Origin of the sequence: Citrobacter sp. wls708, from assembly GCF_005281255.1 — a bacterium.
Lineage (GTDB): Bacteria > Pseudomonadota > Gammaproteobacteria > Enterobacterales > Enterobacteriaceae > Citrobacter > Citrobacter werkmanii.
Genome location: NZ_SZXE01000015.1, coordinates 273,797 through 291,179 on the forward strand (window position 1 = coordinate 273,797; position 17,383 = coordinate 291,179).

Here is a 17,383-nt window from a genome sequence, read left to right on the forward strand (position 1 = left end):
ATGTCTCAGGCTATAGGGATCTTAGAACTCACCAGCATTGCCAAAGGAATGGAAGCTGGCGATGCCATGTTAAAAAGCGCGAATGTGAATTTACTGGTCAGCAAAACCATCTGCCCGGGAAAATTCCTGCTCATGCTCGGTGGTGACGTAGGCGCAGTACAACAGGCGATAGCCACTGGTACATCTCTTGCTGGCGATATGCTCGTCGACAGTCTGGTACTGCCTAATATTCACGCCAGCGTACTCCCGGCAATCAGCGGGTTAAATAGCGTGGATAAGCGTCAGGCCGTCGGGATTGTTGAAACATGGAGCGTGGCGGCTTGTATCTGTGCTGCGGATCGCGCTGTTAAAGCTTCCAACGTCACATTGGTGCGCGTGCACATGGCATTTGGTATTGGCGGCAAGTGCTACATGGTTGTCGCTGGCGATGTATCCGATGTGAATAACGCAGTAACGGTTGCCAGTGAAAGCGCGGGTGAAAAAGGCCTGTTGGTTTATCGCTCCGTTATACCTCGCCCGCATGAAAGCATGTGGCGGCAGATGGTGGAGGGATAATGGAAAGACAGCCCACCACGGATCGTATGATCCAGGAATATGTTCCTGGCAAGCAGGTCACACTGGCGCATCTTATCGCCAATCCCGGAAAAGATTTGTTCAAGAAACTGGGATTACAGGATTCAGTATCCGCAATCGGGATTTTGACGATTACCCCCAGCGAAGCCTCAATTATCGCCTGCGATATCGCCACGAAATCCGGGGCGGTAGAGATTGGTTTTCTCGACCGATTTACCGGCGCAGTGGTACTGACGGGCGATGTCTCCGCCGTTGAGTACGCGCTAAAACAGGTAACCCGAACGCTGGGCGAAATGATGCGTTTTACCGCTTGCCCCATCACCCGGACGTAATCTCATGAAACGCATCATGCTAATCGGACCCAGCCAGTGCGGAAAAACGTCGCTCACACAATGCATGCGGGGAGAAGCGCTTCACTATCAGAAGACCCAGGCCATAGTCTGGTCGCCCACAGCAATAGATACACCGGGCGAATATCTTGAAAACCGCTGTCTGTATAGTGCGCTGCTGGCCAGCTCCTGTGACGCAGACATCATCGCGCTGGTCCTCAATGCTGACGCGCCGTGGTCGCCATTTTCTCCCGGTTTCACAGGCCCAATGAACCGACCCGTCATTGGCCTCGTCACTAAAGCCGATTTAGCCAATCCGCAGCGCATTTCCCTCGTTGAGAGCTGGTTAGTCGAGGCTGGCGCGCAAAAAGTGTTTGTCACCAGTGCGCTGGAGAATACAGGTGTCGATGAGATGTTCATTTTTCTGAATGCAAAGGAACTTTCATGTCTCACAAAATAATGGCCATTAATGCGGGGAGTTCCTCGCTCAAGTTTCAGCTTCTGGCGATGCCACAAGGTGAAATGATTTGTCAGGGGTTGATCGAGCGTATCGGTATGTCTGATGCGCAGGTCACCCTTAAAACGCCTGCGCAAAAATGGCAGGAAATATTGCCCGTAGCCGATCATCGTGAAGCAGTGACGCTGCTCCTGGAAAAACTGCTCAACCACAATATTATCAGCAGTCTGCAGGAGATCGACGGCGTGGGGCATCGCGTCGCACACGGCGGGGAATCTTTTAAAGATTCCGCACTGGTAACCGATGAAACGCTGGCGGAAATTGATCGCCTTGCGGAACTGGCCCCGCTACATAACCCGGTAAATGCGTTGGGAATTGCAGTATTTCGCCAGCTATTACCCGAAACGCCGGCCGTGGCGGTTTTTGACACCGCTTTTCATCAGACGCTTGACGAGCCTTCTTTCATTTATCCCCTGCCCTGGCGTTACTATTCAGAGCTGGGTATTCGTCGTTACGGATTTCATGGCACCAGCCACAAATATGTCAGCGCCCAGCTTGCTGAAAAGTTAGGGGTGCCTCTCAGCGCCCTGCGCGTCGTTTGTTGTCATCTTGGCAACGGCAGCAGCATCTGCGCCATCAAAGGTGGTCAATCAGTTAATACCTCTATGGGGTTTACGCCACAGTCTGGCGTGATGATGGGCACGCGAAGTGGCGATATTGATCCGTCTATTTTGCCGTGGATTGCCCTGCGCGAGGGCAAGACACCGCAGCAGCTCAACCAATTGCTTAACAATGAATCCGGCTTACTCGGCGTTTCTGGGATCTCACCTGACTATCGCGACGTTGAACATGCCGCAGATACGGGCAATCATCAGGCTGCGCTGGCGTTGACGCTTTTTGCCGAGCGAATTCGCGCCACCATTGGTAGCTATATTATGCAGATGGGCGGTCTGGATGCGCTGGTGTTTACCGGAGGCATAGGAGAAAACTCAGCGCGGGCGCGCGGCGCAATTTGTCACAATCTGAATTTCCTGGGACTGGCCGTCGATGAAGAAAAAAATCAGCGAAACGCCACCTTTATTCAGACAGAAAATTCGCTGGTCAAAGTGGCGGTGATCAATACCAACGAAGAGCTGATGATAGCGCAGGACGTTATGCGTTTAGCGATAGCGGAAACTGTGACGTTGGGCATTCCAGCTTAATCCTGCCGCACTGCAAATTGCGGCAAATCATGGTAATAGCGCGATCGCCATGACACTATGCGCCGAGGATTGCTGATCACAAAGGTGAATACGTGGCTATTGCGCAATGTCCCGCATCATGCGGAGAACTTATCCAGGGCTGGATTCTGGGCAGTGAGAAATTAGTCTCCTGCCCGGTCGAATGGTATAGCACCGTTGAGGTCACTTCAGGCTCACCGCTGGCAGAGGAACGTCCACTTTCACGGGCGATGGTTAATCGGCTATTGCAGCACTGGCAATACCCGCCGCAGATGAGTGAGGATATCCGAATTGATGTCCAGTCAACTATTCCTATCGCTAAAGGAATGGCCAGCAGCACTGCAGATATTGCCGCCACTGCTGTCGCCACGGCACATCACCTGGGCCATCACCTGGATGAATCTACGCTGGCGCAACTTTGCGTTTCGCTGGAGCCTACCGACAGCACCGTTTTTCGTAAGCTTACCCTTTTCGATCATAACGACGCCTCCACGCAAATTGCCTGCGAAGCCCAGCCTCAACTCGATCTGCTGGTTCTCGAAAGCCCGGAAACATTGCGCACTGCTGATTATCACCGTATTCCGCGTCATTCCGGGTTACAGGCAGGTGCTCCGGCCCTCAAACGAGCATGGGAAAAGGTACAGGAAGCTTGTATCAGCCAAAATCCTTACCGGATGGGCGAAGCTGCCACGCTAAGCGCAACCGCCAGCCAGTTGCTGTTACCGAAACCAGATTTTGATTCGCTATTAGCGCTGGTAGAGGAATGTGATTTATACGGCGTTAACGTTGCGCACAGCGGCAGCGTTGTCGGCCTGATGCTGGACAGAACGCGTCATGATGTGGATTACATAAAATGGATGCTGACACAGAAAAAACTGACGGTTCACTGGCCGGAACAGCATTTATTGCGAATGGTCGCAGGCGGAGTTGAACTGCAATAAGGGTCGCCGCACAGCAGCGACCCGGACAAGCATAAATCGTTACTCAGCTTTGGCTTCGCCGTTTTTCAGTTCACCCATGGCTTTCAGCTTCTTAGAAATATCGCGGCGCTCTTTTGAGATCTCAGCATTTTTGATGATGTAATCATCAACGCGATCTTCGTAATCGCTTTTCATGCTAGCGATAATGCCCTGAATCGCTTCCACGCTCATGCCTGGCTTGATGTAGTCGCTCAGGTTGTCCAACAGCAGGACACGTTTCTGGTTGTCACGGATCTTTTTCTCAACGTCCTGGATTTCACGTTGCAGTTTGTTTTTACGACGGAACAGACGAACAAATTCCAGCACGTCCTGGAAAGAAGGCTTGGTAGTTTCCATTTTTACACCCCTGATAATGTGAGATTCGGATTCGTTTAAACAACGGCTAAAGTGGGTCAACATTACTTTCATGCCCGCCATACTTCAAGTTGCATCTGCATCGACAATGCATGGTTGAAACCTGAATTATCGAGGGTAAAGCCATTGCAGTTACCAATGGTTTTAGCCTTTTTCAGTATCATACCTCTAATCGTTGCTGAATCGAAGCAGCAGTAGAACCAATCCCCTCATCTGCTCTTTATTTGCGCAGCGCGCGACAGATTAAATGAGAAAGTAACTCCAGCTGTCGCGCCATCTCCATATTCAACCAAACGTAGCCGTGAATAGGCGTTTCTGCGACATTATCGCCCTTATGCTCAGCGATAAGCTGACGCAGCTCCACCACGGTATCATTGAGCTTCTCCGTATTGGCAAGTACTGGCTGCGGATTACCTTCATACAATGCATGCGTTATCGTCAGTAGCGCCTGCTGCGTCCTGAGCTGGGTTTCACGCAAAGTATGCGCATTCAACATAACAAAGTGACTGGTACGGCTGGCCCAGAGCGCATTGATTTGCAACTCGAGCATGCAGACGAGGTTACGATTAACCGTCTGAATAGCCTCAAAAATGGATTTTTGAATATGCGTTTCTTTACTGGCAGGGACGATGAGCCCGCGCATTTTGACAACCTCGCTCAACAGCTGTTGTAAATGCTTCTCCAGTCGCGGTTGTTCAAGCAGATTGGGGGAGAGCGCCGCCTGGTACACCCGATTGTACCCCGTGACGCAATGCGCCAGTTGAATACGCCAGTGTATAAATGCCCGTTGTGGCCACACGCCGGTAAACAGCATTGCCAGCAACGATCCAAGAATAACGTCGCCGCCACGCCATAACGCCGTATTCATATCCCCAGCGGGAGCGCCCACTACAACGGCAAGCGTAATACCAATCAACAGCGCCTGATACGGTTTTTTGCCCAATGCCAGCCAACCGCAGAGAAACATCGCCACCGCGCACCATATCAGCATCAGCGGAAGCGAAAAAAGCTCCAGACGCAGGGCCACCAGCCCAAGCACCGATCCCAGGATCGTGCCGCCAATACGTTCAAAAGCTCTGGGAACAACGTTCCCCCAAAAAGAAATAGGCCCCATGATCACCACCAGCGTGATCAGAGGCCATGTACCTTCAGGAATGTTTAACAGGCGTACCAACAGAAAAGTGAGAATAAACGCAAGCGCAATGCGAATACCGTGCACTACACGATAATGACGATACAAACGAATTTCAAAAGGGCTCAGTGACTTATTGGCACGCACTCATGCACTCCGTCAGCGAATAGCAAAGAACAAAATTGTACTCGTTTTTTGCCTGAAAATATCATCCTGATTTGCATCAAAAACAGTTACTTCGACTGCACCGGTATGTACATTTCAATGTCCCAGTAGCCATCCTCGATGCCATTGTTCATGTACACTTCAAAGCAGGGTTTAGCAGCTATTTCGAAAGTCGTATCTTGCATCAAGCAGTCAAAAAACTGGTACCACGGCGTCGCAAAGTCATGATTTTCTACACGCGCAACGGCAACAGCATAGTCGCCACCCGCCACTTCGGTCAGGATCACCCCTTCGCTGTTTTCCGGGATCGCAAAATCTTCAGGCACAGATACCACGGTATCGCAACGCAGTTTCTCCGCCGGGACAACGTCAGGATTGTCGTAATAAACGGCTATCCATTCCAGCGGAACAATTTGCTTCCCGTCGACCCACTTCATTAACTGCTCAAAACCTTGCTTTACCGTTTGTTCCCACGGACCAACCATATGAAAACCGGCAATCCTGCGTTTATCGACCTGTTTAATCTCGTATTCCATATAACCTCCGCGATTACACTGTATGTATATACAGTGTAATTTTTAGGTATTACGGCAACAAGTAAATAGTGATTATTATGTGAGCAGATTCGCACTCTTGCCAGTCAGGTATTCCAGGAAATAACTACGCCTTGTGGTGGAAATAATCGCTCAGACGCGAGAAAACGCCACCTTCGCTGACGGACTCCAGCGTAACCAGAGGCCAGTGCGCCACCAGCTTATCCCGATCGTAGAGTTCAATTTCACCCACACGCTGATGTGCCGCGATTGGTGCAACCAGTTCTTTCTTATCAAGGACATATTTTGCTTTAATGTTAGCGACTTCCGCTTTAGGCAGGGCCATCCAGAAATCCTGCTCGGTGCCCAGGCTGATTTTTTCTTTGTCGCCATACCAGATCCGTTCAGTACCGACCTGCTTACCGCTACGCAAAACCTGCACCGTATCGAAGTTTTGTTGTCCCCATTGCAGCAGCTTACGCGCCTGGTCTTCGCGCCCTTTCGCACTCTCCGCCCCCATCACAACCGCAATCAGTCGACGTTGTCCATCAACGGCGGAAGCGATCAGATTGAACCCGGCACCGGACGTATGCCCTGTCTTCAGACCATCCACGTTCATGGTTTTATCCCACAACAGGCCATTACGGTTTTGCTGCGTGATTCCGTTCCAGGTAAGGCTTTTCTCACTGTACATATGGTAGAAATCCGGTTCACCATGGATGATAGCTCGCGACAATACGGCCAGATCGTAAGCAGAGCTATGCTGGCCTGGCGCATCCAGACCATGGACCGTTTCAAAATGGGTGTCCTGCAGGTTCAGCTTTTGCGCATAGTTGTTCATCATCGCCACAAACTGCGGTTGTCCCCCGGCGATGTAATCAGCCAGCGCCACGCAGGCATCATTCCCGGAATCAACAATTAGCCCGCGGCTGAGGTCGCGCACCGAAACGCGATCGCCTTGTTTCAAGAACATCAAGGATGAACCGACGAATACCGGATTGTCTTTCGCCCAGGCATCGCGCCCAACGGTGACAATATCGGTTGGACTAATGCGCTTACTGTCGATTGCGCGGTCAACAACATAGCCGGTCATCAGCTTGGTCAGACTGGCGGGGTTACGTTGCTGGTGTTCATTACCGGCTGTCAGAATTTGGCCCGTGGTGTAATCCATTAATACCCACGCCCCGGCATTTATCGCAGGCGGCTGTGGGGCGAAGCTGGCGGCATCGGTCGCCCAGGCGGACGTAAAACTCATCGTGAATAGTGAAGCGGCAATAAACAAACGGCGTTTCAACAGCATGTCCTCAGAAAAGGGATAAATAGCCGTTCTTTTTACGGAAGTTCTGTCGAACAAACTTGAATAAATTGCAAGAAAATGTGACATAAGGCACATTTTCTTGCTGTCATACAAGGCTGTCAGCGACAAACCGCGCGCGAAATTATCCTTTGCGTGGCGCAGTCTCTGCGTGATGGCTGCGATGGCGATGGTAACCGTCGATCATACTGCGGAAAATTTGCCCTGGCGTGTCGCCCAGCGTGCACAGGTAAATATGTGCGCAGATGAACAGTAAGCCGACAATCGCTAGCGCCATATGCAGCACCAGCATTATCGGCCCCGCTCCTGACACCTGCGGGTAGAGGCATAACAACCCGGTGATGATCAACAGCGGAACCAGCGCGTACATAATGGCCAGGTAGGCCAGTTGTTGCAGTGGGTTAAATTTATCCTTTGCCGTTGCGGCAAACGGATGCGGCTCGCCTTTCATGATGCCATACAGATAAAAGCGCGTTTGCAGCAGGCAGCGTGATATTAACCCGTTTAACTTCACGCGATAATGGCAGCCGTTGCCGCTGGTTGCGTTTATTAACACAAAGCCAATCCAGAAGGCCAGCAATGCGAAGCCGCACCAGGTATGTACCTGCACCATCAACGCTACCGGCCCGACAGAGAAGTGGCCAAACAGGCCGCTCAGCAAAAGCAGAATAAAGAGCAGCGCATTTCCCCAGTGCCAACGGCGAACAGCCAGCGAATAGAGGTACTCCCGGTGCTCCTCTCCGGTTACCGTTTTTGGCGCCAGCATCCGACGTAACAGCGCGTGCGTGACCAGGCCCGCAATCATCAGCACAACAATAACGCCCGCATAAATGAGCCACAGCTGCCAGTAGTCCGGCGCATAGTTAAGTTCCGCTCCCCAGATAGAATTCATACTTTACCCTCCTGATGGATCTCTTTACGCCGATAAACACTCACCGGGCCACTACGCGTATCCTGCTGGCGATAAACCTCTTTTTGATTGATCCAGTGCTGGATTTCCGGGTCATCGCGACGACCAAACTTCAACGCATCCGTCGGACAAACGGAAACGCAGGCGGGCGACTGTTCAACATCCAGACGGGTATCCGCGCAGAAATTACATTTGTCTGCGATTCCCGTTTGCGGATTGAGGTAGCGCACATGGAACGGACAAGCAGCGACGCAGTAGTCACAGCCAATACAGCGGGACTTATCCACCTGCACAATGCCGTTTTCATCGCGGAATGATGCACCGGTTGGACAAACGCTGACGCACGGCGCATCTTCACAATGCTGGCAAGAAACACGAACAAACTGGAAATGGGAAAGCGCCTCGGGTTCATGTTCCGGTGAACGGATCTGTACCTGTAAGCGGCTAAAACCTTCAGGCACGTCATTCAGTACCTTGCAGGCAACCGTACACGCCTGACAACCAATGCAGCGTTTTTCGTCATGCAGCATGACATAAGGGTTTGTTGATTGATTCATGATGTACTCCTTTCTCATGCCCGACGAAGCGTAACGCCAGCGGTGTGAACCACCGTACCTGACACCGGACTGGTGACATGCGGAAGCAAATTACCGCAATGAATACCGTGCGTCGTCGCGGCTGTTTTGGCTCCTGCCTTGGCGCCAAATCCCATATAAACGAATAGCGTATCGGGTCGAATACCAGCGGTGACCAGCGCTTTGCCTTTTTCCTTACCGGTTGCATTTTCCAGCCAGATGTCATCGCCGCTTTTGATGCCTTTTTCACGGGCCGTTTGCGGGTGGATCCACACCGCGTTGTCCCACATCAGCTCACTCAGCAGTGGCACATATTGCGTTGCGCCATTGGTATGAACCGCCACTTTGCCCTGAATAAAATAGAGTTCATTGTCGCCTTTGAGCGCAAAATTGCGGGCGCGAGGAACACCGTAGCCTGGCAGGAGTGTTTCCAGCTCGGCAGAGTAGAGTTCGATTTTTCCTGACGGGGATTTAAAACGCAGCTGCTCACCATAAGTGCCGTCGCTATCAACCGCTACCGCGCCCGGATAGCGTGCCACAAACTGACGCACCGCTTCGGGTTCGCGCAGCAATAGCGGAACGCCCCACTCGCGATACCCTTTCTGACGCAGCTCAGCAGATAACGCATGATCGCCATTAAGCTGGTACAGCTGGCGCGTTTGCATATCCTGCCATGGGTAGAATTGCCCAAGGCCTAACTGAACAGCCAGTTCTTTCCAGATTTGCCAGCTCGGACGCGCGTCACCGATAGGCTCAACCACCTGCTGACGCAAGGCATAGGCTGGATTCAGGCCCGACATATCAGAAACTTCTTCATCGCGCTCAAGGTAAGTACATTCAGGCAAAAGATAATCGGCATACGCCGCGCTTTCGCTTAAATAGACATCGCAACTGACCACCAGGTCGAGCTGTTCAACCGTCTTGACCAGGTCTGGTCGACAGGTCACGGTCTGGAAAGGGTTGTGTCGGGACATGATCCATCCCTTCACCGGATACGGCGTTTGCTTTAAGACGGCATCAATAATGCTTTGCACTACGCCGCCGCCGGCCGCGATGTACTTGAACTGCGGGGCCACCAGATCGATACGCTGCGCCGTTGGCTTGGGTAATTTGGCATCGGGTTTTGCCAGCACGGGAGCGACTTTCTCTCCGGCCAGCTTATTGTACGTTGCCGCCGCTTTTTTCTGATACAACCCACCCTCACGCTCAATATTTCCAAGTAACACATTGAGGGTGAAAATCATGCGCCGCATATCAATTTCTTCTTGCGAAAACGTCGCACGATGACCCGGACTGACAATGGCGTGAGGGGCGCTGGCTGCCATTTCGCGGGTGACCCGGATAATCACATCGGCAGGCACATCAGCGAGCTTTTGCGCCCATTCCGGCGTGGTCTCCTGGACCGCCTCAGCCAGTTGGTCAAACCCTGTGGTGTAGCGTGTAACAAAGTCTGCGTCATACAGCTTTTCTTTGATCATGACGTGACACATGGCCATCAGCACCGGTAGGTCGCCGCCAGGCTTAAGCGCATGCCATTCATCCGCTTTGCTGGAGAAGACGGATAAACGGGGATCAAAGCAGACCATTTTCGCGCCCTTTTCCTGCGCGGTCATCAGTTCATGGGTGTCGGCGACTTCAATACCTTCATAGAGGTTATGGCCAAAAGAGACCATATAACGGGTATTGACGATATCCATGGCTAAATCGCCACCCATCATAACTTTAGCGGCAATCGCTTTTCCGGCGGGGCATGTCGAGGCGTGAGTAAACGTGTTCGGCGATCCAAAAGCCGTCGCGAGGTGAAATAAATGGCCGGAAAGCGAACCGGACTTGGAAGAGAATACGACCCCCTCAGAACCATGCTGCGCTTTTATTGCCGTCATTTTTTCGGCAATTTCTTTATATGCCTGCTGCCAGCTAATTACCTGCCACTCACCGCTCCCGCGAGGTCCTGTGCGTTTCATCGGTTTAACAATACGATGCGGGTCGTTGACCAGGCTAACACCACTGCCTCCGCGCGCGCAGACACGCGTCCCCTGCTGAGGCGCATTAGGGTTTCCTTGAATAAAAACCGTCTTATTATTAATTACCTGAGCCTGAATTGGGCAGCGAAAAGAACACATTTCGCACAAACTTGGCGTCAGGGATGTTTTCCCTTTTATGTGCTCGGGAGAATTCCGCGCCAGTGCGCCTGGTGGAAAACTGCCTATTGCACAGGCTGAGCAACCTATACCCACCCCTCGTAAAAAATTACGCCGACTTATGCTCATATAACCTCCTGTTATTAGATATATCCAATTATTATATGGAGTTTATATTATTAATTTTTAACCTCACTCACATTTTATTACAATGCATACAAGCGCATTAATAGAAATATAAGGTCGTTGTTTTTAAAAGACTTTTAAAGAATCCAGAAAACAGAAGATGAAATAACAATAATGGTTATCAATTAACTTATTTCCCAAGGTGTGATTTTAAGAAAGTTTATTCCAGTAATTTCCTTTAACGGTAAGAAAATAATTAATCATTCGTTCGAAGCCGTGTTCAGCGCAATTTTCTTGCGTAGGCCATTCCGCATCGATAATCCTCTTGCTGATTACCTCGCTATTTTTTGGTATTCTTGGATAAGCGCTAAATTGATCCCGGACATAACTGAACAATGAATGACGGCAAGCAGCAACCTGGTTTTCTCTTCCACGATTACGAGACTTTTGGTACCCATCCGGCGCTGGACAGACCCGCGCAATTTGCGGCTATCCGCACAGATAATGATTTCAACATTATCGGTGAACCTGAAGTCTTTTATTGCAAACCCGCAGATGATTATCTGCCACAGCCCGAGGCGGTGCTGATTACCGGCATCACCCCGCAAGAAGCACGTGAAAAGGGAGAAAATGAAGCTGCTTTTGCTGCGCGTATTCACGCCCTGTTTACCGTACCGAAAACCTGTATTCTGGGCTATAACAACGTGCGCTTCGATGATGAAGTGACGCGAAATATCCTGTATCGCAATTTCTATGATCCCTATGCCTGGAGCTGGCAGAACGATAATTCGCGCTGGGATCTGCTGGATGTAATGCGTGCCTGCTATGCCCTGCGTCCTGAAGGTATTAACTGGCCGGAAAACGACGATGGCTTGCCCAGCTTCCGCCTGGAACATTTGACCAAAGCGAATGGGATTGAGCATGCCAATGCCCACGATGCAATGGCCGATGTGTATGCCACGATTGCGATGGCGCAATTAGTCAAGTCACGCCAGCCTCGTCTGTTTGAGTATCTCTATAGCCATCGTAATAAGCACAAACTGGCGGCGCTAATTGATGTGCCGCAGATGAAGCCGCTGGTCCATGTCTCGGGCATGTTCGGCGCATGGCGCGGTAACACCAGTTGGGTGGCGCCACTGGCCTGGCATCCGGAAAATCGCAACGCGGTTATCATGGTCGATCTGGCCGGTGATATTTCACCGCTGCTCGAACTGGACAGCGACGCGCTGCGTGAGCGGCTCTATACCGCTAAGGCAGATCTGGGAGATAACCCCGCAGTGCCGGTTAAACTGGTGCACATCAACAAATGTCCGGTACTGGCACAGGCGAACACCCTGCGCCCGGAAGATGCCGATCGTCTCGGTATTAACCGCCAGCATTGTCTGGATAATCTCAAAATTCTGCGCGAAAACCCACAGGTACGCGACAAGGTCGTGGCTATCTTTGCCGAGGCGGAACCCTTTGCGCCATCGGATAACGTAGATGCCCAGCTGTACAACGGCTTTTTCAGCGATGCCGACCGCGCTGCGATGAAAATCGTTCTGGAAACCGAACCGCGCAATTTACCGGCGCTGGATATCACCTTTGTCGATAAACGCATTGAAAAGCTGCTGTTTAACTACCGCGCGCGTAACTTCCCTGGAACGCTGGATGAAGCCGAACAACAGCGCTGGCTGGACCATCGTCGTCAGGTATTCACGCCGGAGTTTTTGCAAAATTACGCCAATGAATTACAGATGCTGAGTCAGCATTATGCGGATAACAAAGAGAAGCTGACGCTGCTGAAAGCACTCTGGCAATATGCGCAAGAGATTGTCTAAATCCCACGTATAAAAAAACGGAGAACATGTCTCCGTTTTTTTTCAGCTAAATGCAGTTATTACGCGATATCTTCGTCGTACTGCGGTACCGGGTTGCGGAAGCTTTTGGTCACGCACGCCAGGTAGATCAGACCGATACCCGCCCAGATCAGGCCCAGAACCATTGAGCTTTCTTCCAGGTTCACCCACAGCGCGCCAACGGTCAGCGCACCGCACATTGGCAGGAACAGGTACTGGAAGTGATCTTTCAGCGTCTTGTTACGCTTCTCACGGATCCAGAACTGGGAGATTACCGACAGGTTAACGAAGGTAAACGCCACCAGCGCACCAAAGTTAATCAGCGCCGTCGCCATCACCAGGTCGAAGTTGATTGCCAGCAAAGCAATCGCCCCAACCAGAATGATGTTCATGGACGGAGTACGCCATTTCGGGTGTACATAACCGAAGAAACTTTTCGGGAATACGCCGTCACGACCCATCACGTACATCAGACGCGCAACGCCTGCATGCGCCGCCATACCGGACGCCAGTACGGTAATGGTAGAGAAAATCAGCGCGCCGACCTGGAAGAACTTACCGGCAACATACAGCATGATTTCCGGCTGCGAAGCATCCGGATCCTTAAAGCGCGAGATATCCGGGAAGTACAACTGCAACAGATAAGTGGAGACGATAAAGATCAGGCCACCAATCAGCGCGGTCAGGAAAATCGCACGCGGGATCACGCGTTCAGCGTCTTTGGTTTCTTCTGACAGGTTGCTGATACCGTCAAAACCGGTGAACGAGAAGCACAGGATGGTAGCCCCGGTGATCATCGGGATCACGTGCGCATCACCCGACCAGAACGGACGGCTGCTCGCCAGCGTACCGGCGCCTTCCCCTTCGAACACGCCATAAACGACCATGCCGAGGATCACTGCAATCAGCACCACCTGCAACAACACGATCACGGTGTTGAAATTAGCGACGGACTTGAGGCTACGCAGGTTGAAGGCGGTCATAAAGGCCACCAGCGCCACCACGAACATCCACGATGGAATCGAAGGCACCAGCGCTTCAAAATAAATTTTCGCCAACAGAATGTTGATCATCGGCGCGAACAGGTAGTCCAGCAGCGATGACCAGCCAACCATAAAACCAACGGTCGGGCTAATGGATTTCTGAGCGTAAGTGTAGGCAGAGCCCGCGGACGGATAGCGGCGTACCAGTTTACCGTAGCTTAGTGCGGTAAAGAGGATGGCGATCAGTGCGAAGGCGTAAGCTGTCGGGACGTGACCATCGGTCATTCCTGAGACGATACCGAATGTATCGAACAGCGTCATCGGCTGCATATAGGCAAGGCCCATCATGACAACCGGAACCAGCGTAAGCGTTTTACGTAATTCCACGCGAGAGGTGTTTGGAGTAGCGTTATGCGACATGGTTATCCTCCATTACGGCGAAAACCGTCGCGTAAGCAAAAAATTGCCCCATTTTTTGTTAATCCTCAGCGACAACAACTGTCGATTTTTAAGTAAGTATCTATCCGGTACGAAGCCCGGCCTCTTTTATGAATGATTGGTTTGATGCAAAAAAATAACCGACGCGTATTAAAACGTCGGTTAATGTCATTTTTTGCAAGCGGCGTATTTTGCACTAATTTGGGGAGAAATAACAAGAGATTGAAGCAACTGTAAAAAAATATTTTTTCTCAACTGATTGATTTATCAGCATCCGTTTTAACGTACACCCCGGCAATAGCACTATTTGCTAAAATCTCGTCCCGCCACCAGGCGCTGGCAAGCCCGGCGGTCTGTTCATTCCACCCTATCCACACGGGTTCAAACAGAATTTGTCCAACCACTTTCTTCTCAATCAGCGCGCCGCTGTCCAAAAATCGCTGCGCCAGATAACGGGGAATATATCCGCATCCCAGACCACTGATTTGCAGCTCCAGCTTGGTTTTGAAGTCAAAAACGGTAATCGCTTCCTGATCGTCCAACACCTGAACGCCGGAGATGTTCGCTTGATGCACATTCTCTCCCACCGCGATGGCGCGAAATCGTCGAATAGTACGCCGATGTAACGGTTCCTGTTCCTGCGCCAGCGGATGATGCGGCGCAACCACAAACACCTGTTCCAGCGCGCCCAGCCGCGCAAAACCAAATTCGCTCCCCGCCGGCGGTTCGTGCATAGCGCCGACAATAATATCCGCCCGCCCCTGAGTAAGTGCATCCCAGGAACCACCCAGCACGCCGTTAATAAACTTCAGGCGCGTCACACTGTGATGTTGATAGAAGGATTCGATAAGGGGGGCCAGCAGTGAAAAGGGAAACGTATCATCGACGCCGATGACCAGTTCATTCTCCCAGCCTTCATGAAGTTTAATGGCTTGCTTTTCGAGTTCGCGGACGGAGTGCAATACCTCTCGCCCCTTTTCCAGCAGCATTTGACCGGTGCGGGTAAACTTAGCCCGGTGCCCACTGCGATCTAATAACTGAATATTAAGATCGCTTTCCAGTTTATGGACGGTGTAGCTAAGCGCAGACGGCGTCTTATACAATTTTGCCGACGCCGCCGCGAAACTGCCCTCTTTTTCTAACGCATCGAGGATGATAAGAACGTCCAGCAGTGGTTTCATACTCGCCCCCTGGCGGTATACAGCGACACTCTGCTGGCCTGTCACTCCATCGGCATCACCAGCGGATCGGGATACTGGTACTCAAATCCAAGCTCATTACAAATACGGCTGCCATCAATGACTTTACCTTTACCGTTATCCGCACCGCCGCGAAATTCCGGCGGTTCCATCCCCAACTGGCGGGCCATCTGCGGATAGAACACGTTACGCGCCGGATGCATAGGCGCACATATATTATAGATGTGTCCCCCTTTGGGCGCTTGCAGCAGCAACGTGATGGCAGAAACGACATCATCCAGATGCACCAGATTGACGCCATGGTGTCCATCTGGCGCCGTCTTGCCAGCGAAAAAGCGGCCAGGATGTCTTCCCGGGCCAACCAGTCCGGCCAGTCGCAGAATATCTACCGAGGTACCAGGCAGGTTATGCAACCAGTCTTCAAGATCTTTCAGAACACGCCCGCTGGCGGTGACCGGGTTACGCGGCGTTCCCTCTTTCACGATGCCCTGGATATCGCCATAGACCGACGTCGAGCTGGTAAAAATAATCCGCGGGATCCGGTACGCCAGCGCACTGTCAACCAGTTCCTGCATGGCCTGCAGGTAAAATGTCTCCCCCGGCCCGCTACGGCGCGCAGGTAGCGTTATAACCAGTGCATCAGCGTCCATGAGCGCGTCGAGATCGTCAGCCTCACAGACCAGTTCAGGCTCCAGGCGCAGCGAGTAACTCTCGATACCGCTCATACGGGCCGCTTCTACCCCATCCAGTGTGGTTTTGCTGCCGGTAACCTGCCAGCCTCTCGCCGCCAGCGACATGGCTAACGGCATGCCTAACCAACCTAACCCGACAATTGCGACCTTTTTCATGCCTTCTCTCCTGACTTTTGGCCTATAACGCAAGGCTACGCCAGCCCACGGTGGCTGACAATTCATAGTATCAATATGAAATGAATTAATGATCAAAAAAAGCCCTTGCTTTCCGTAGCTAAAGTGGTTTAGGTTAAAAGACATCAAATGAATAAACATTCATCGAGAAAATTTATGACACGCGCTCAATTTAAACACCATCATCACCATCATCCTGACTAGTCTTTCAGGCGATGTGTGCTGGGAGACATTTAAATCTTCCAGCGGTGCATGAGCGTATGAGAAAGCCCCCGGAAGATTTCTTCCGGGGGCTTTTTTTTGTGCGTGACCCAAACTGATTCAGACAGGATAACGAGGAACAAACAATGTTAGACAACACCCGTTTACGCATAGCTATGCAGAAATCAGGCCGTTTAAGCGACGATTCACGCGAATTACTGGCCCGTTGCGGCATTAAAATTAATCTTCACACTCAGCGCTTAATTGCGATGGCAGAAAATATGCCGATTGATATCCTGCGCGTGCGTGATGACGATATCCCAGGTCTGGTGATGGACGGCGTCGTTGATCTGGGCATTATTGGGGAAAACGTTCTGGAAGAAGAGCTGCTCAACCGTCGGGCACAGGGTGAAGATCCTCGCTATTTTACCCTGCGTCGTCTGGACTTCGGCGGCTGCCGTCTTTCGCTGGCGACGCCGGTTGATGAAGCCTGGGATGGCCCGGCAGAACTGAACGGGAAGCGTATCGCCACCTCTTACCCGCACCTGCTCAAGCGTTACCTCGATCAAAAAGGAGTGTCATTTAAATCCTGTCTGTTAAACGGTTCTGTCGAAGTCGCGCCCCGCGCGGGCCTGGCCGATGCAATCTGCGATCTGGTGTCAACCGGCGCGACGCTTGAAGCTAATGGTCTGCGTGAAGTGGAAGTGATATACCGCTCTAAAGCGTGTCTGATTCAGCGCGATGGCGAAATGGCCGCAGCCAAACAGCAACTGATCGACAAACTACTGACCCGCATCCAGGGGGTTATTCAGGCTCGTGAATCCAAATACATCATGATGCACGCACCGAGCGAGCGTCTGGACGAAGTTATCGCCCTGCTGCCTGGCGCTGAGCGCCCAACCATTCTGCCACTGGCGGGTGATCAGCAGCGCGTGGCCATGCACATGGTCAGCAGCGAAACCCTGTTCTGGGAAACAATGGAAAAACTGAAAGCGCTCGGCGCCAGCTCCATTCTGGTGCTGCCGATTGAGAAGATGATGGAGTAACG

At 51.7% G+C, this 17,383-nt stretch carries 18 protein-coding genes, 1 pseudogene and 1 other annotated feature; of the genes and pseudogenes, 8 read left to right on the top strand and 11 right to left on the bottom strand.

What is annotated here, in order from left to right; translation table 11 throughout:
* The 5 genes from pduT (at nucleotide 1) to FDW97_RS06645 (ending at nucleotide 3,520) form a co-directional block, all read left to right on the top strand.
* On the top strand, nucleotides 1–555 hold the full coding sequence (pduT, locus tag FDW97_RS06625) for a propanediol utilization microcompartment protein PduT (RefSeq protein WP_003030201.1): 555 nt from the start codon (nucleotides 1–3) through the stop codon (nucleotides 553–555).
* Nucleotides 555–905: a propanediol utilization microcompartment protein PduU gene (pduU, locus tag FDW97_RS06630; protein ID WP_032939586.1), complete on the top strand. Its 351-nt coding sequence runs from the start codon at nucleotides 555–557 to the stop codon at nucleotides 903–905. Before pduT ends, pduU begins: the two co-directional genes overlap by 1 nt.
* Before the next feature lie 4 nt (nucleotides 906–909).
* Nucleotides 910–1,362: a propanediol utilization protein PduV gene (pduV, locus tag FDW97_RS06635; RefSeq protein ID WP_137350797.1), complete on the top strand. Its 453-nt coding sequence runs from the start codon at nucleotides 910–912 to the stop codon at nucleotides 1,360–1,362.
* Nucleotides 1,347–2,561, top strand: coding sequence for an acetate/propionate family kinase (locus FDW97_RS06640; RefSeq protein ID WP_085047967.1), 1,215 nt, complete (start codon nucleotides 1,347–1,349; stop codon nucleotides 2,559–2,561). Before pduV ends, FDW97_RS06640 begins: the two co-directional genes overlap by 16 nt.
* A gap of 92 nt (nucleotides 2,562–2,653) precedes the next feature.
* Nucleotides 2,654–3,520 (top strand): L-threonine kinase, encoded by an 867-nt coding sequence (locus FDW97_RS06645; protein ID WP_085047966.1) that lies wholly within the window; start codon nucleotides 2,654–2,656, stop codon nucleotides 3,518–3,520.
* Between the two features lie 39 nt (nucleotides 3,521–3,559).
* Here the strand turns inward: FDW97_RS06645 and FDW97_RS06650 are convergent, their stop codons facing one another.
* The 7 genes from FDW97_RS06650 to phsA form a co-directional block, all read right to left on the bottom strand.
* Nucleotides 3,560–3,895 carry a DUF496 family protein gene (locus tag FDW97_RS06650; protein ID WP_032939582.1) on the bottom strand — a complete coding sequence of 112 codons (336 nt, stop codon included), beginning with the start codon at nucleotides 3,893–3,895 and terminating at the stop codon, nucleotides 3,560–3,562.
* Nucleotides 3,896–4,133: 238 nt separating this feature from the next.
* Nucleotides 4,134–5,192: an FUSC family protein gene (locus tag FDW97_RS06655; protein ID WP_038641701.1), complete on the bottom strand. Its 1,059-nt coding sequence runs from the start codon at nucleotides 5,190–5,192 to the stop codon at nucleotides 4,134–4,136.
* A gap of 86 nt (nucleotides 5,193–5,278) precedes the next feature.
* Nucleotides 5,279–5,746 (bottom strand): DNA gyrase inhibitor SbmC, encoded by a 468-nt coding sequence (gene sbmC / locus FDW97_RS06660; RefSeq protein ID WP_087855988.1) that lies wholly within the window; start codon nucleotides 5,744–5,746, stop codon nucleotides 5,279–5,281.
* A 124-nt stretch (nucleotides 5,747–5,870) separates the two neighbouring features.
* Nucleotides 5,871–7,043, bottom strand: coding sequence for a serine-type D-Ala-D-Ala carboxypeptidase DacD (dacD, locus tag FDW97_RS06665; protein ID WP_069323527.1), 1,173 nt, complete (start codon nucleotides 7,041–7,043; stop codon nucleotides 5,871–5,873).
* 139 nt (nucleotides 7,044–7,182) lie between these two features.
* Nucleotides 7,183–7,950, bottom strand: a complete 768-nt coding sequence (phsC, locus tag FDW97_RS06670) for a thiosulfate reductase cytochrome B subunit (protein ID WP_137350798.1) — start codon at nucleotides 7,948–7,950, stop codon at nucleotides 7,183–7,185.
* On the bottom strand, nucleotides 7,947–8,525 hold the full coding sequence (gene phsB, locus FDW97_RS06675; protein ID WP_069323525.1) for a thiosulfate reductase electron transport protein PhsB: 579 nt from the start codon (nucleotides 8,523–8,525) through the stop codon (nucleotides 7,947–7,949). The genes phsC and phsB overlap by 4 nt, the downstream gene beginning before the upstream one ends.
* A 14-nt stretch (nucleotides 8,526–8,539) precedes the next feature.
* The gene (gene phsA, locus FDW97_RS06680; RefSeq protein WP_137350799.1) at nucleotides 8,540–10,813 is read right to left on the bottom strand and encodes a thiosulfate reductase PhsA; all 2,274 of its coding nucleotides are present in this window, start codon (nucleotides 10,811–10,813) and stop codon (nucleotides 8,540–8,542) included.
* A 392-nt stretch (nucleotides 10,814–11,205) separates the two neighbouring features.
* Between phsA and sbcB the strand changes: the two genes are divergently transcribed.
* The gene (gene sbcB, locus FDW97_RS06685; protein WP_038641712.1) at nucleotides 11,206–12,630 is read left to right on the top strand and encodes an exodeoxyribonuclease I; all 1,425 of its coding nucleotides are present in this window, start codon (nucleotides 11,206–11,208) and stop codon (nucleotides 12,628–12,630) included.
* Nucleotides 12,631–12,689: 59 nt separating this feature from the next.
* Here sbcB and plaP read toward each other — a convergent pair whose 3' ends face one another.
* From plaP to FDW97_RS06705, 4 genes and pseudogenes are all read right to left on the bottom strand, one after another.
* A complete protein-coding gene (gene plaP / locus FDW97_RS06690) occupies nucleotides 12,690–14,051 on the bottom strand; it encodes a putrescine/proton symporter PlaP (protein WP_003030167.1) in 1,362 nt (453 codons plus the stop codon).
* Nucleotides 14,041–14,103: a membrane protein YoeI gene (gene yoeI, locus FDW97_RS23785; protein WP_110498811.1), complete on the bottom strand. Its 63-nt coding sequence runs from the start codon at nucleotides 14,101–14,103 to the stop codon at nucleotides 14,041–14,043. Before yoeI ends, plaP begins: the two co-directional genes overlap by 11 nt.
* A 162-nt stretch (nucleotides 14,104–14,265) precedes the next feature.
* Nucleotides 14,266–15,250: pseudogene (locus FDW97_RS06700) on the bottom strand (LysR substrate-binding domain-containing protein).
* A gap of 41 nt (nucleotides 15,251–15,291) precedes the next feature.
* Nucleotides 15,292–16,116: an SDR family oxidoreductase gene (locus tag FDW97_RS06705; RefSeq protein WP_085047959.1), complete on the bottom strand. Its 825-nt coding sequence runs from the start codon at nucleotides 16,114–16,116 to the stop codon at nucleotides 15,292–15,294.
* A gap of 174 nt (nucleotides 16,117–16,290) precedes the next feature.
* Here FDW97_RS06705 and hisL point away from each other — a divergent pair, with 174 nt between their 5' ends.
* A complete protein-coding gene (hisL, locus tag FDW97_RS06710; RefSeq protein WP_100250077.1) occupies nucleotides 16,291–16,338 on the top strand; it encodes a his operon leader peptide in 48 nt (15 codons plus the stop codon).
* Nucleotides 16,314–16,436, top strand: a sequence feature (His leader region). (Overlaps the previous gene by 25 nt.)
* A gap of 45 nt (nucleotides 16,437–16,481) precedes the next feature.
* Entirely contained in the window at nucleotides 16,482–17,381 is a 900-nt protein-coding gene (hisG, locus tag FDW97_RS06715; RefSeq protein WP_038641718.1) for an ATP phosphoribosyltransferase, read from the top strand.
* The last annotated feature ends 2 nt before the right edge of the window (nucleotides 17,382–17,383 follow it).

Bases quoted from the DNA above. Each gene is read 5' to 3' on its own strand.
- pduT (WP_003030201.1), top strand. From the start codon at position 1: ATGTCTCAGGCTATAGGGATCTTAGAACTCACCAGCATTGCCAAAGGA.
- pduU (WP_032939586.1), top strand. From the start codon at position 555: ATGGAAAGACAGCCCACCACGGATCGTATGATCCAGGAATATGTTCCT.
- pduV (WP_137350797.1), top strand. From the start codon at position 910: ATGAAACGCATCATGCTAATCGGACCCAGCCAGTGCGGAAAAACGTCG.
- FDW97_RS06640 (WP_085047967.1), top strand. From the start codon at position 1,347: ATGTCTCACAAAATAATGGCCATTAATGCGGGGAGTTCCTCGCTCAAG.
- FDW97_RS06650 (WP_032939582.1), bottom strand. From the start codon at position 3,895: ATGGAAACTACCAAGCCTTCTTTCCAGGACGTGCTGGAATTTGTTCGT.
- sbmC (WP_087855988.1), bottom strand. From the start codon at position 5,746: ATGGAATACGAGATTAAACAGGTCGATAAACGCAGGATTGCCGGTTTT.
- dacD (WP_069323527.1), bottom strand. From the start codon at position 7,043: ATGCTGTTGAAACGCCGTTTGTTTATTGCCGCTTCACTATTCACGATG.
- phsC (WP_137350798.1), bottom strand. From the start codon at position 7,950: ATGAATTCTATCTGGGGAGCGGAACTTAACTATGCGCCGGACTACTGG.
- phsB (WP_069323525.1), bottom strand. From the start codon at position 8,525: ATGAATCAATCAACAAACCCTTATGTCATGCTGCATGACGAAAAACGC.
- phsA (WP_137350799.1), bottom strand. From the start codon at position 10,813: ATGAGCATAAGTCGGCGTAATTTTTTACGAGGGGTGGGTATAGGTTGC.
- sbcB (WP_038641712.1), top strand. From the start codon at position 11,206: ATGAATGACGGCAAGCAGCAACCTGGTTTTCTCTTCCACGATTACGAG.
- plaP (WP_003030167.1), bottom strand. From the start codon at position 14,051: ATGTCGCATAACGCTACTCCAAACACCTCTCGCGTGGAATTACGTAAA.
- FDW97_RS06705 (WP_085047959.1), bottom strand. From the start codon at position 16,116: ATGAAAAAGGTCGCAATTGTCGGGTTAGGTTGGTTAGGCATGCCGTTA.
- hisG (WP_038641718.1), top strand. From the start codon at position 16,482: ATGTTAGACAACACCCGTTTACGCATAGCTATGCAGAAATCAGGCCGT.